The following is a 13,393-nucleotide window of genomic DNA, read 5'->3' on the forward strand; positions in this document are numbered from 1 at the left end:
CGCCGGTTGACCATGGGCCTGTTTGCTATGACCAGAACCGCATTGCTGCTGTGGGTGTTACCGTTTTGCACCCTGGCCACCGAGGCCGAACTCTGGCTGGTGGAGCTGGAGCACAACGACGGCATCCATCTGCAATTTCAGGGTGCCGAACTGGAGCTGGGCAGCGCCGCGCTGACCGGGGTGAGCCAGCCCGACGATCTCAAGCCCGGCATGCGGCTCGCCATCCTAAGCCGGTACGGCGTTGCCCAGCAGATCCGGGTGCTCGCCACGGCGCCGGATCTGGCGCAGAGCAGCCAGTGGCTGCGGGCGGAGGACAGGCTGCTCGCCACCGCAGGGGAGACCTTGCTGTTGCAGGAGCTGGGAGTGCTGGTGTTTGATGCCGGCACCCGCTGGGTGAACGGCAGCCCCGCCGACCTGCAACCGGGCCTCAGGCTGGTGCTGAGCCGCGATGAGGATGGACGCTTGACCGAGGTGCTGATCCCCAATCCGGAAGAGGATCCCGAATAAATAGCCAGAATATGGCTCAGTCACTTGGCGGATATGTAATCTGGCCGAGTATCGCTGACGTTTACATTCAATAATTAAAAACTTTAACACCACAAAAGTTATAAATTTAATAATAAAGCAATGACTCTGATATTTGTTTTATCATTAATTAATAACCTGCCTGTTAATTGTGTTTACACCATTCATGAATAATTAAAGTGTGGATCCGATCGCATTCGTAGGCTTGTGTGGCTGATATTGTCCCCCTGGCATGCAGCAAGATAAATAGCATTTGCATGTCTATGCCTACAATATTGGGGGAGCTATGGATAAACTAAAAATAACGGGTTTGGCGTTGACCATTTCGACGCTGTTGATGAGCCAGGCCCATGGGGCCGAGCCCGTCTATCCTGACCAACTGCGTCTCTTCTCGCTCGGGAAAGAGGTCTGTGGTGCCAACTATCGTCCGATCAATCGGGAAGAAGCGCAGAGTGTCCGCAATAATATTGTGGGCATGATGGGCCAGTGGCAAATAAGTGGTTTGGCCAATAACTGGGTGATCATGGGATCGGGTTACAACGGTGAAATAAAACCCGGATCGGCCTCGGATACCTGGTGTTATCCGACCAATCCGGTCACCAGTGAAATACCAGTATTGCCTGCGCTGAATATTCCAGATGGGGATGAAGTGGACGTGCAATGGCGGCTGGTGCATGACAGTGCCAATTTCATCAAGCCGGCCAGCTACCTTGCCCATTATCTCGGCTATGCCTGGGTCGGTGGCGACCACAGCCCCTACGTGGGTGAGGACATGGACGTGACTCAGGACGGCGGAGGCTGGCTGATCCGTGGCAACAACGGCGGCGGCTGCGACGGCTATCGCTGCGGCGAGAAGAGCAGCATCCGGGTCAGCAACTTCGCCTACACCCTGGATCCCGAGAGCTTCAGTCACGGTGAGGTGACCCAGTCCGATCGCGTCCTGATCAAGACGGTGGTGGGCTGGGCCGTCAATGACAGCGACACGCCCCAGTCCGGCTATGACGTGACCCTGCGCTATGACACGGCCACCAACTGGTCCAAGACCAACACCTATGGCCTGAGCGAGAAGGTCTCCACCAAGAACAAGTTCAAGTGGCCGCTGGTGGGTGAGACCGAGCTCTCCATCGAGATCGCCGCGAGCCAGTCCTGGGCTCAGCAGAACGGTGGGGCGACTACCACCTCGCTCTCCCAGTCGGCGCGCCCGACCGTGCCCGCCCACTCGAAGATCCCGGTGAAGATCGAGCTCTACAAGGCAAACATCTCCTACCCCTACGAGTTCAAGGCGGACGTCAGCTACGATCTCGCCCTGAACGGTTTCCTGCGCTGGGGCGGCAACGCCTGGCACACCCATCCGGACAACCGGCCGACCTGGAACCACAGTTTCACCATAGGCCCGTTCAAGGACAAGGCGAGCAGCATCCGTTACCAGTGGGACAAGCGTTACATCCCGGGTGAGGTGAAGTGGTGGGACTGGAACTGGACCATACAACAGAACGGTGCCGACACCATGAAGAACGCCCTGGCCAGGGTGTTGCGCCCGGTACGCGCCAGCATCACGGGGGACTTCCACGCCGAGAGCCAGTTCGCCGGCAACATCGAGATAGGTGCGCCCGTGCCCATCGGCGGCGACAGCAAGGCGCGTCGTGCTCGCAGCGTCGACGGCCCGGCGACGGGCCTGCGCCTGGAGATCCCGCTCGATGCCAGCGAACTCTCCGGACTGGGCTTTGACAACGTCCAGATCACGCTGGAACCCGCTACCGACAAGTAACTCTGTGGCAGTGAAACCATGATGTGAAACCGGGCTTTGTCCCGGTTTTTATTTGCTGGCATTCATATTTTTAGTGCCTTGTGCTGGCATGCCGTCTGTCCTGCGCAAGGGTCGCTGACTAGGCGAGGGTGAGCGGGTTGACCCTCAGTGCCCGCCATAGAGGGCGCCCTATGCTGACTGACGATCGTCCCCCTGATCCGCACTCGGGTTCCGAGCCACAGCAGCTTGCCCAATCCCCACTGGTCTGCGGTGTTAATGCCTTGTACTTTGTAAAACCCCATTTATACTGGCGCCATCTTGTCGGAGTGCCGACCGTCGAACGACGCGAAGCTGAGACCGTTAATTCGGGATCCGTGGAACCTGATCAGGCTAGAACCTGCGAAGGGAAACAAGGGTAACCAGTGGGTTGCCGCGCGGGGAGAGGGACAAGCCTCTCCCGCTCATCGAAGGGGTCAATCCCGCGATGAGTCAGGGCGCACGAGAGGGAGTCTGTCCCGTCCGGTCTGTCCATAGAGGCGCCGCACGGCCCGCCCGAACAGGGGGGAGCCAGACAGCAGAGCAGGGAAGCACAGATCCCGGGCTCGCTCCCTCTTGAAGCACATCTCACCCACAGGTTCATCACTTCTCCTCGAACTCCAGACAAGCAAACACCCATAACTTCAACCAGTTAATGTGAGTTTTGCTATGTCTACCCCAGTACAGTCCGTTCCAGAAGCACAGTCCGTTTCAGAAAACGCCAAGCCCGTCGCCAGCCGTCGCCAGCAGCGTGCCAGCGCCCAGCGCTTTATCGATAACCTCAAGGGCATGGCCCATCCCAACTCCAGACGCATCTTCATCCAGGGCTCGCGCCCCGACATCCGGGTCGGGCTGCGGGAGATCTCCCTGGCCGACACCTTCGTCGGTGGCAGCGAGGAGCACCCCAAGTTCGAGGCCAATGAGTCGGTGCCGGTCTACGACACCTCGGGCGCCTACGGCGACGAGCAGGCCGAGATCGACGTGCGCCGCGGCCTGCCGCGCCTGCGGGAAGCCTGGGTGCTGGAGCGGGGCGACACCGAGTCCCTCGATGGCCTGAGCTCCGCCTTCACCCAGGAGCGTCTCGCCGACGAGGGGCTGGATCACCTGCGCTTCGATAACTTGCCCAAGCCGCTGCGTGCCAAGCCGGGTCGCCGGGTGACCCAGCTGCACTATGCCCGCCAGGGTATCGTCACCCCCGAGATGGAGTTCATCGCCATTCGCGAGAACATGGGCCGCGAGCGGGTGCGCTCCGAACTGCTGCTGCGCCAACATCCGGGTCAGGGCTTCGGCGCCCGCCTGCCGGGCAACATCACCCCCGAATTCGTGCGCGATGAGGTGGCCGCCGGCCGTGCCATCATCCCCAGCAACATCAACCACCCGGAAGCCGAGCCGATGATCATCGGCCGCAACTTCCTGGTGAAGATCAACGCCAACATCGGCAACTCGGCGGTGACCTCCAGCATCGAGGAGGAGGTCGAGAAGCTGGTCTGGTCCACCCGCTGGGGCGCCGACACCGTCATGGATCTCTCCACCGGCCGCTACATCCACGAGACCCGTGAGTGGATCCTGCGCAACAGCCCTGTGCCCATCGGCACCGTGCCCATCTATCAGGCGCTGGAGAAGACCAACGGCATCGCCGAGGATCTGACCTGGGAGCTGTTCCGCGACACCCTGCTGGAGCAGGCCGAGCAGGGGGTGGACTACTTCACCATCCACGCCGGCGTCCTGCTGCGCTACGTGCCCATGACAGCCAAGCGCCTCACCGGCATCGTCTCCCGTGGCGGCAGCATCATGGCCAAATGGTGCCTCTCCCACCACCAGGAGAATTTCCTCTACCAGCATTTTCGCGAGATCTGCGAGATCTGCGCCGCCTATGATGTGGCGCTCTCCCTGGGGGACGGCCTGCGTCCCGGCTCCGTCTATGACGCCAACGACGAGGCCCAGTTCGCCGAGCTGCACACCCTGGGCGAGCTGACCAAGATCGCCTGGGAGTACGACGTCCAGGTGATGATCGAGGGGCCGGGTCACGTGCCCATGCACATGATTGAGCGCAACATGACGGAGCAGCTGGAGCACTGCCACGAGGCCCCCTTCTACACCCTAGGACCGCTCACCACCGACATAGCCCCCGGCTACGATCACTTCACCTCCGGCATAGGTGCCGCCATGATCGGCTGGTACGGCTGCGCCATGCTCTGCTACGTCACCCCCAAGGAGCACCTGGGGCTGCCGAACAAGGAAGACGTCAAGCAGGGGCTCATCACCTACAAGATCGCCGCCCACGCCGCCGATCTTGCCAAGGGTCACCCCGGTGCCCAGATCCGCGACAATGCCATGTCCAAGGCGCGCTTCGAGTTCCGCTGGGAGGATCAGTTCAACCTGGCGCTGGATCCCGAGACAGCCCGTGCCTACCACGACGAGACCCTGCCCCAGGAGTCCGGCAAGGTGGCGCACTTCTGCTCCATGTGCGGCCCCAAGTTCTGCTCCATGAAGATCACCCAGGATGTGCGCGACTACGCCGCCAAGCTCGATGCTGCCAGGCTGGAGACCATAGAGGTGAAGCTGGTGGGCATGGATGGCCAGCAGCAGCGGGTGCAGGCCGAGGTGGAGAGTGGCATGGTCCACAAGGTGACGGAGACCTTCAAGGAGGCGGAGATCGAGAGCGGTATGGCCAAGATGGCGGAAACTTTCAAGGAGAAGGGGGGCGAGCTCTACCATCAGGCGGCGGCCCTCAAGCAGGAGCAGGAAGAAGCATGAGCACCAAACCCATCGTCTGGACCATAGCCGGTTCCGACTCGGGGGGCGGCGCCGGCATCCAGGCGGATTTGCACAGCATGCATAGCCTCGGCGTGCACGGCTGCTCCGTCATCTCCGCCATCACCGCCCAGAACTCGGTGGCGGTGAAGATGGTGGATCCCGTGCTGATGCAGAGCTTCTGCGCCCAGATCGACGCCCTCGGCGTCGATCTGCCGCCGGCCGCCATCAAGATAGGCCTGCTGCCGACCCGGTTGCACGTGGAGGTGCTGGCACGCCGGCTGGAGGTGATCGCCGCCCCCTTCGTGGTCTATGACCCGGTGGCCATCGCCAGCAGCGGCACCCCCATGGCCGAGCCGAACATGCTGGCGGCGGTGCGCGAGCACCTGCTGCCAAGGCTGTCTCTCATCACCCCCAACGGCCCCGAGCTGGAGGCACTGACCGGCATCCCGGCGACCAGCCCCGCCCTGGTGCGGGCGGGGGCCGCCCGGCTGCGCGAACTCGGCGCCCGCGCCGTGCTGGTCAAGGGGGGGCATCTGGCGTGGAGTGGCGAGCTCTGCCTCGATTACTACCAGGATGAGCACAGGGAGTTCTGGTTGGCGGCGCCGCGCCTGGCGACTCGCCACGGCCACGGCACCGGTTGCTGCTACGCCAGCGCTATCGCCGCCGTCGTGGCGCTGGATTATCCGCTGGAGGATGCCATCACCCTGGCGCGTGCTTATCTGCAGCAAGGGCTGGCGGCCGCGCAAGGGGTGGGGGCCGGCCCAGGCCCTATCGCCCACCTCGGTTGGCCCGGGGATCTCGCTCACCTCCCCCGCGCCCTGCTGGCGGGCTCTGCGCTGGATCACCGCTTCGGCCTCTATCCCGCCAGCGAGGCCCGCCTGCCGGAGGGTCCCTTCGCCGGGACCGAGCATCGCCTCGGCCTCTATCCGGTGGTGGATTCGGTGCAGTGGCTGGAGCGGCTGCTGAAAGCCGGGGTCAAGACCCTGCAGCTGCGTATCAAGGACTTGCCCGCCGACGCCGTGATGCCCGCCATCGTCGAGGCGGTGGCGCTCGGCCGTCGCTTCGGGGCCCGGCTCTTTATCAACGATTACTGGCAGCAAGCCATCACCGCCGGTGCCTACGGGGTGCACCTGGGCCAGGAGGACATGGAGACGGCGGATCTCGCCGCCATCCAGGCAGCCGGCCTGCGCCTCGGCATCTCCACTCACGGCTACTTCGAGCTGATGCGGGCCCGTGAACTGGCACCTTCTTACATCGCCCTCGGCCATATCTTCCCCACCAACACCAAGCATATGCCGTCCCGTCCCCAGGGGCTGGTGCGGTTGCACCACTACCGTGCCCTGATGCGCGACTGGCCCACGGTCGCCATAGGTGGCATCGGCGAGGTTCGGGTGGGGCCTGTGCAGGAGAGTGGGGTGGGCAGCGTAGCCCTGGTCTCCGCCATCACCGCCAGCGATGACTGGCAGGGGGCCACCGCCCGTCTGCTGGCCGCCGTCGGAGCCGGGGACGAGCCACTGTCGGCCCTGCCGAACCAGGAAAAGGAGGCCAGCCATGCTCTCTGACAAGGCATCTCTAAGTGACGAAGAGTATCTGCGCTATGGCCGCCAGCTGATGCTCGCCGAGATCGGGGAGGAGGGGCAGGCGCGGCTCAAGGGCAAGTCGGTACTGATCGTCGGTCTCGGTGGCCTCGGCTCGCCGCTGGCGCTCTATCTCGCCGGGGCCGGAGTCGGCACCCTCTGGCTCGCCGATGGCGACATCCTGGATTCCAGCAATCTGCCGCGCCAGATCCTGTTCGATGGCGAGGGCCTGCGCCGCTCCAAGGCCGAGCTGGCCCGGGAGCGACTGGCGGCCCACAACCCGCTGGTGGAGCTGATCGCCATCAACCAGCGCCTCGATGAACAGAGCCTGCCGGCCTTTGTGGCCGAGGTGGATCTGGTGATCGACTGCTGTGACAACCTGGCGACCCGCCACGCCATCAACGCCGCCTGCGTAGCCCAGGGCAAACCCTGGATCTCCGCCGCCGCCGTCGGCTGGCAGGGCCAGCTGATGGTGCGAAGCGCGTCGGAGCACGCCTGCTACGCCTGCCTCTACCCGGCGGACACCGAGATTAAAGAGAGTTGCCAGCGCAGCGGCGTCACAGGCCCCCTGGTCGGCGTGATGGGCTCCTTGCAGGCCCTAGAGGCACTCAGGCTGCTACTCGGGCGGCCCAGCCCGGTGGCGGGCACCCTGCGCCGCTTCGATGCCTTGCGCCACGAGTGGCAGTGCCTGCAGCTGCCCGCCGATCCTGCCTGCCCGATCTGCGGCAGCGCCAACCCGGCCCTGAAGGATTAACCATGAAGATCCGATTGAACGATATCGAGCTGACGCTGCCCACCGGCCAGAGCCTGACTGAACTGCTGGCGATGCAGGACATTGCCCCCCAGGGGGTGGCGGTGGCCCTCAACGGCGCCGTGCTGCCCCGCGGCCGCTGGCCCGACACCCGACTCGGTGACGGGGACGAGATCCACCTGTTTACCGCCATTGCCGGAGGCTGAGATGCTGACCATTGCGAACCACAGTTTTTCATCGCGCCTCTTCACCGGCACCGGCAAGTTCGCCCGTCCGGAGCTGATGGCCGCCGCCATCGAGGCAAGCGGCTCCCAGCTCGTCACCATGGCCATCAAGCGGCTGGAGCCGGGCAAGCGCCATGACGATATCCTGAGCCCCTTGCTCAGGCTCGGGGTCAAGCTGCTGCCCAACACCTCGGGCGCCAAGACCGCCGCCGAGGCGGTGTTTGCCGCCCGGCTCGCCCGCGAGGCGCTCGGCACTAATTGGCTCAAGCTGGAGATCCACCCCGATCCCAAATACCTGCTGCCCGATCCCATAGAGACGCTCAAGGCTGCGGAACAACTGGTGAAAGAAGGCTTCGTGGTGCTGCCCTATTGCGGCGCCGATCCCGTGCTGTGCAAGCGGCTCGAAGAGGTGGGTTGCGCCGCCGTCATGCCGCTCGGCGCCCCCATCGGCTCCAATCAGGGGCTGGTGACCCGGGAGTTTCTGTCGATCATCGTCGAGCAGGCCCGGGTGCCCGTGGTGGTGGATGCGGGCATAGGGGCCCCCAGCCACGCGGCGGCGGCCTTCGAACTCGGTGCCGACGCCGTGCTGGTCAACACCGCCATCGCGGTGAGCCGGGATCCGGTCGCCATGGGCCGCGCCTTCGCCCTCGCCTGCGAGGCGGGTCGCGGCGCCTATCTGGCCGGATTGGGGACGCGCGGTAGCCAGGCCCAAGCCTCCAGCCCGCTTACCGATTTTCTGGAGGCGCTATGAGCCAGGGTTTAGAGGGGATATATGCCTCGGCTATGGGTTCTGTGCCACAAGATCAGCCAAGTGTTCGCCCCCCTCTCCCTCCGGGAGAGGGGCTTGGGGTGAGGGCGCTTGAGTCGAAGGAAGCCGCTCCCTCCTTTATCGACCGCTGGCGCGAGCTGGACTGGGATCATGTGGGCATGAGCATCCGCGCCAAGACGGCGCGGGACGTGGAGAGGGCGTTGGCCAACCCACGGCGCGGCCTGGATGACTTCATGGCGCTGATCTCCCCGGCCGCCGAGCCCTTCCTGCCGCAGATGGCGGAGCTGGCGGAGCGCCTCACCCGCCAGCGTTTCGGCAACACGGTCGGCTTCTACGTGCCGCTCTATCTGTCGAACCTCTGCGCCAACGACTGCTCCTACTGCGGCTTCTCCATGAGCAACCGCCTCAAGCGCAAGACCCTGAATGCCGAGGAAATCGAGCGCGAGTGTCTGGCCCTCAAGGCGCGTGGTTTCGACAGCGTGCTGCTGGTGACCGGCGAGCACGAGACCAAGGTCGGCATGGCCTATTTTCGCCAGCACCTGCCGCAGATCCGCCGCCACTTCAGCACCCTGGCGATGGAGGTGCAGCCGTTGTCGCAGGCCGAGTATGCCGAGCTCAAGACCCTGGGCCTCGATGCTGTCATGGTCTATCAGGAGACCTATCACGCCCCGGCCTATGCCCGCCACCACCTGCGCGGCAACAAGCAGGATATCGAGTGGCGCCTCGCCACCCCGGACAGGCTGGGCTGCGCCGGCATCGACAAGATTGGCCTCGGCGCCCTGATCGGCCTGTCGCCGGACTGGCGCGCCGACAGCTATTTCGTGGCCGAGCACCTGAGCTGGCTGGAGCGCCACCACTGGCAGAGCCGCTATTCTTTGTCGTTCCCGCGGCTGCGGCCCTGCACCGGCGGCCTGCAGCCCGAGGTGACCATGACGGACCGCCAGCTGGTGCAGCTGATCTGTGCCTGGCGCCTGCTCTCGCCGACTCTGGACTTGTCTCTCTCCACCCGGGAATCGCCGGCCTTTCGCAACGGTGCCCTGCGCCTCGGCATCACCCAGATGTCGGCGGAGTCGCGCACCCAGCCGGGGGGCTATGCAGAAGGGGATGAGGAGGAGCTGGAGCAGTTCGCCATCCACGACGATCGCGCCCTCGGCGAGGTTGCCAATGCCGTGCGGCAGGCCGGATTGCAGCCGGTGTTCAAGGACTGGGAATCTTTCTTGGGCCGATAGGGGCGGCCAGGCCCCCATGGCCGGGTAGCCACCCGGCATGGCGGCCGGACTCCGCTGCCTGCGGCAAGTCTGATGACACGGCGTCGCCGTGCCGTCGTAGGTTTGATTAGCGAAGCGTAATCAGACGATCGAGTCGGTGAATCGGCTGTTCCGCCATTCTTGGGGTATTCAACTTAACTCCGCTGCCTGCAGCAGGTTGGATGGCGCGGCTGTGCCGCGCAGGACGCGAGGCCGCTGGCCTCGAAGGGGTTTCGCCCGCCCTTCGGGCTTGGGCGAGTAACTTTTCTTTGCGTGGCCAAAGAAAAGTCACCAAAAGAAAGGCCACCCCCGCCAATCCGACCGCTACGCGGTTTCCCTCGGATCAGGAGCAAGGTCGGACGGACCGCCGCAGACGGCACATCCCTGTGCCGGCTGCGGCTGCGCCATCATCCCTGATGGCGCTCCTGACCTTGCCCCTTCCCCTCGGCGGATTGGAGGGGGAACCAAAACCGTGCCCACTTTTGGCTTCTTTGGGGCGTTTGATTTCGATAATTGGTAATTTCATATGAGAAAAAATACGCATCTACATGTATTTATTGACAAACATCACACCATGTAGTTTCCTTGGACCCGTTGCCGCCTTCCACCTTCCTTACTGTTGCCACATGCAAGCTAGCAGAGGCTCTGTTGGGGATGTCAGTGTCCAACACTGTCGTTTTAGGACGAGGAGGCTGTCATGAAGAACAAATGCGTTCCAGTGCGGCGTTATCAACGTTTCCGTTTTGGTCGCTGGGAGGATGTGTGTCAACACTATCGCTCCTTGCCAAATCGGTAATTGAGGTAAACCAAGGCGGCAACATCTAATGCTCTATTTCCTGAATAACTATGTATTAATCATTTTTTGATAGTGTTCCTCATCTCCTGTTTCCTTAAAAATCTTCTTAAAAATATCCATGAAGCGCTGAGAATCACCAATGCTGAAGTCAGATATATTGATCGCATCAGAGTGAGAAGAACGATTTAAATATCTATATAAAACTTTGAACTGATGGTCTGTTTTTTCTAATTCAGACATTACTTTATGCAACTTATCATTTTTATGTACAAATGAAAAATAATGCTCCAAGATGTTTCTCATTGCATTTGGGATTAAAGGTGACCAAACATCCGTTTCATTAAAACTCTTAATAGCAAGCCAATATAATTCATAATCATTCTTTATTTCATCCTTTCCTAAAGAATGAATGTTACTGTATTCATCTTTCTTAACTCGATAAAGGTCGTATAGTTTTTCAAATTTATTTGACTCAGACTGCTTTAGTAGTTCATGATAAAAAAACAAATTGTGAGTCAATATAATCGACTGTCCATAATTCTCTTCAAATATATCCTTGTGAATCATTGTGGCTACATCATATATATAGTTTGATGATAAGCTAGATATAGGATCATCAATGACAATGGTTTTTTCATTTTTGGGGGTGGTGCAACCGTCCTTATTTATATCACCTTTAACTAACTCAATAAAATAGACAAGCGTAATCAATGTTTTTTCACCTTCACTAAGAGAGTGATATATGCCATCGGTTTCGCCTCCTCTATGAATACAATATGTTCCATCATTATGCTTCACTAACTCAAGGCTATCTAAGCCTATGGACTTAAGTCTGTTGTTGATAGCGTCCAAAGCGGAATCAATACCAACAATACTTCCTGCAAGATCTCTAATTTCCCTATCTATAGTTGCAAGTTCATCTTTGAGTCCAATAATCATCATATTGTTTTTTTCTATTTCAGAATCATTTGTTTTTAATTCTTTTTTATACTCAGAAACGACACTGCTCAGAGCTTCATTTATCAATCCCCAGAACTGCTTCTCTATGTTGGATTCAATGGTTTTTTTCTGTGCTAACTGTGAACTGAACTCATCAATTTCTTGTCTAGCTACTTCAATTAGCGTATTCATTTCTTTAGTCAATTTCTCTTGGTCAATTAGAGTTATGACTTCTATTGGACACTTTATTTTATGAGAAACTAGCTCATTGTTTTCCTCAATAGCGTCAATGAATATTGACCGAGATTTCTGATATTCTAAATTATTTTCAATGTAGGCTAGTTTATCGCTATTTAAGTACTCTTTAACAGAGTGAATATATGTTTCATATTTTTCTTTATATTCTTCAAGACTAAACATTGCATCTTCATAGTGGCTATTAAAAACTTGTTCAAGTTGTGCTTTAAATTCATCTGCAGGTGTTTTTTGACAAAATGGGCAAACATCAGTATGTTCCAGATATTTGCGTCCATCTCTAACCCAATGCTGATTATTTAGCTTTTCTATAAGTGACGATAGATTAGAGGTTGATGTGTTTACGAGAGGAGATTCAAGAATTGTGGTGATATCAACATCTGTTGTATGAATGCTTATAAGATCAGGCTTAATTGGAACTTCAATCGAAAATGCATTTATTTTTTCTTTTTCTTTTATTAACTCATCTAGGGTGGAATCATTAATTTTATGACCTAATTCGACTGCGCTAAAGAAAGAGGATTTTTGAGATCTTCCTTTAAGGCAGTATGATAGTGCGTCATGTTGGTAATGTTTTTTATGTGAGAAAACAGAGTCTTGATATCTTTTTAAAATCTCATCTTTAGCTTTCTTTATTTCATCTGCCTGATCTTCAATTTCATTTAATCTAGTGGATTTTAGTTCCCTCTGTTTTTCTAGCTCTTCTATGGCTGCTTGATGATTTGAATCATCCTTTCCAACTGTAAATACACCTGGCTGGGAGGCTGATTCATAAAATTAGACATAACACCTTGTATTTGTATCGCTTTGAACATTGGATTGTTGGCTGAGCTGCTCTCCTTTTGCATTGGCGCTGATTAGACGGCCTATTGTGCTTTTCCCGCTGCCATTCTGCCCAAAGAAGATCGTTCTTTGCTTACTCAGCGCTATCGTAGTGGGTGTTGTAGGATGATACGAGGTAATATTTTGTAGTGTAATTGTTCTGATCATTTTTATATCCAAGTAATGTTAATAACACTAAGCATATAAATATATTTGTCAGCTTACAGTAGTGTGGGCTTCATATGAAGTTCAGATGTTTTGAATTGTGACGGCGCCTGCGACTTAGCAGATGCAGAGGAACTACCAGTTCGACTGGAGCATCGAAGGTGGGGCTGAGGTTGCCTTAACCATTACTTGCTCACCTCAGATAAGCCCTGCTACAAGATTCAGCCTGAGGGAACAGGGCATAGATCTGCGCATCAATAGGCTGACCATGGAGGAAGATGCGATTTCTTGCTCGGCATTCAAAGGTAGCCCCGGCGGCAATGGCGACGGCTTCGCTGGCGGTGTTGCCCACCCCCATCACGATCTCCAGCCGAAATAGACCTAGTTGCGTAAAGCCAAAGTCACGCAGCAGGGCGACTGCCTGTCGGGCGATGCCTTGGCATTGCTTGGATTGCCGCACCCAATAGCCGATATTGCCGTAGCGATGATGGGAAGCCAGTTGGTTGATACCGGCGCCACCCAGCAGCTGGCCGGTGATTGCGCAAAAGAGCCCCATGTCATAGGCGCGCCCCGCCTCACGATCCTGATCACAGGTGGCAAACCACGCCAGTGCCTTGTCCCGAGTGAATGAGTGGGAGCACCAGCTCATCCATGTCCCGACCGTCTTGATAGATTCGTGCGCCGCGCGGACAAACTCATCGGCATCAGTCGGTTCGAAGGGGCGAATAACGAGATTGGCATTGGCAAGTGGTTGGAATGTCATGGGCTGTCCTGCTTTTTCAT

10 protein-coding genes, 1 pseudogene and 1 riboswitch are annotated in these 13,393 nt (G+C 58.2%); of the genes and pseudogenes, 8 read left to right on the forward strand and 3 right to left on the reverse strand.

Features of this window, described 5'->3' with window-relative positions; all coding sequences use genetic code 11:
* Positions 1-27 precede the first annotated feature (27 nt).
* The 8 genes from KW821_RS07640 to thiH all read left to right on the forward strand — a co-directional run bounded on the left by KW821_RS07640 (position 28) and on the right by thiH (position 9,615).
* Entirely contained in the window at positions 28-507 is a 480-nt protein-coding gene (locus tag KW821_RS07640; protein ID WP_218291012.1) for a hypothetical protein, read from the forward strand.
* Positions 508-811: 304 nt separating this feature from the next.
* Positions 812-2,293: an aerolysin family beta-barrel pore-forming toxin gene (locus KW821_RS07645; protein ID WP_218291013.1), complete on the forward strand. Its 1,482-nt coding sequence runs from the start codon at positions 812-814 to the stop codon at positions 2,291-2,293.
* Between the two features lie 291 nt (positions 2,294-2,584).
* Positions 2,585-2,698, forward strand: a riboswitch (TPP riboswitch).
* A gap of 279 nt (positions 2,699-2,977) precedes the next feature.
* Positions 2,978-5,065, forward strand: a complete 2,088-nt coding sequence (gene thiC / locus KW821_RS07650) for a phosphomethylpyrimidine synthase ThiC (protein ID WP_218291014.1) — start codon at positions 2,978-2,980, stop codon at positions 5,063-5,065.
* Positions 5,062-6,627: a thiamine phosphate synthase gene (gene thiE, locus KW821_RS07655; protein WP_218291015.1), complete on the forward strand. Its 1,566-nt coding sequence runs from the start codon at positions 5,062-5,064 to the stop codon at positions 6,625-6,627. The genes thiC and thiE overlap by 4 nt, the downstream gene beginning before the upstream one ends.
* Positions 6,617-7,396, forward strand: coding sequence for a HesA/MoeB/ThiF family protein (locus KW821_RS07660; protein ID WP_218291016.1), 780 nt, complete (start codon positions 6,617-6,619; stop codon positions 7,394-7,396). The genes thiE and KW821_RS07660 overlap by 11 nt, the downstream gene beginning before the upstream one ends.
* Before the next feature lie 2 nt (positions 7,397-7,398).
* Positions 7,399-7,599, forward strand: a complete 201-nt coding sequence (gene thiS, locus KW821_RS07665) for a sulfur carrier protein ThiS (protein ID WP_218291017.1) — start codon at positions 7,399-7,401, stop codon at positions 7,597-7,599.
* 1 nt (position 7,600) lies between these two features.
* Complete coding sequence (locus KW821_RS07670; protein WP_218291018.1) at positions 7,601-8,368, forward strand: thiazole synthase; 768 nt, start codon at positions 7,601-7,603, stop codon at positions 8,366-8,368.
* A gap of 32 nt (positions 8,369-8,400) precedes the next feature.
* The gene (gene thiH / locus KW821_RS07675) at positions 8,401-9,615 is read left to right on the forward strand and encodes a 2-iminoacetate synthase ThiH (RefSeq protein ID WP_218291223.1); all 1,215 of its coding nucleotides are present in this window, start codon (positions 8,401-8,403) and stop codon (positions 9,613-9,615) included.
* A gap of 862 nt (positions 9,616-10,477) precedes the next feature.
* Here thiH and KW821_RS07680 read toward each other — a convergent pair.
* From KW821_RS07680 to KW821_RS07690, 3 genes and pseudogenes are all read right to left on the reverse strand, one after another.
* Positions 10,478-12,370, reverse strand: a pseudogene (locus tag KW821_RS07680) (AAA family ATPase); the annotation flags it as partial.
* Positions 12,371-12,400: 30 nt separating this feature from the next.
* Positions 12,401-12,613, reverse strand: a complete 213-nt coding sequence (locus KW821_RS21905) for an AAA family ATPase (protein ID WP_218291019.1) — start codon at positions 12,611-12,613, stop codon at positions 12,401-12,403.
* Between the two features lie 190 nt (positions 12,614-12,803).
* Positions 12,804-13,373 carry a GNAT family N-acetyltransferase gene (locus KW821_RS07690; RefSeq protein ID WP_218291020.1) on the reverse strand — a complete coding sequence of 190 codons (570 nt, stop codon included), beginning with the start codon at positions 13,371-13,373 and terminating at the stop codon, positions 12,804-12,806.
* Positions 13,374-13,393: the final 20 nt, after the last annotated feature.

Origin of the sequence: Aeromonas sp. sif2416 (assembly GCF_019218665.1) — a bacterium.
Lineage (GTDB): Bacteria > Pseudomonadota > Gammaproteobacteria > Enterobacterales > Aeromonadaceae > Aeromonas > Aeromonas encheleia.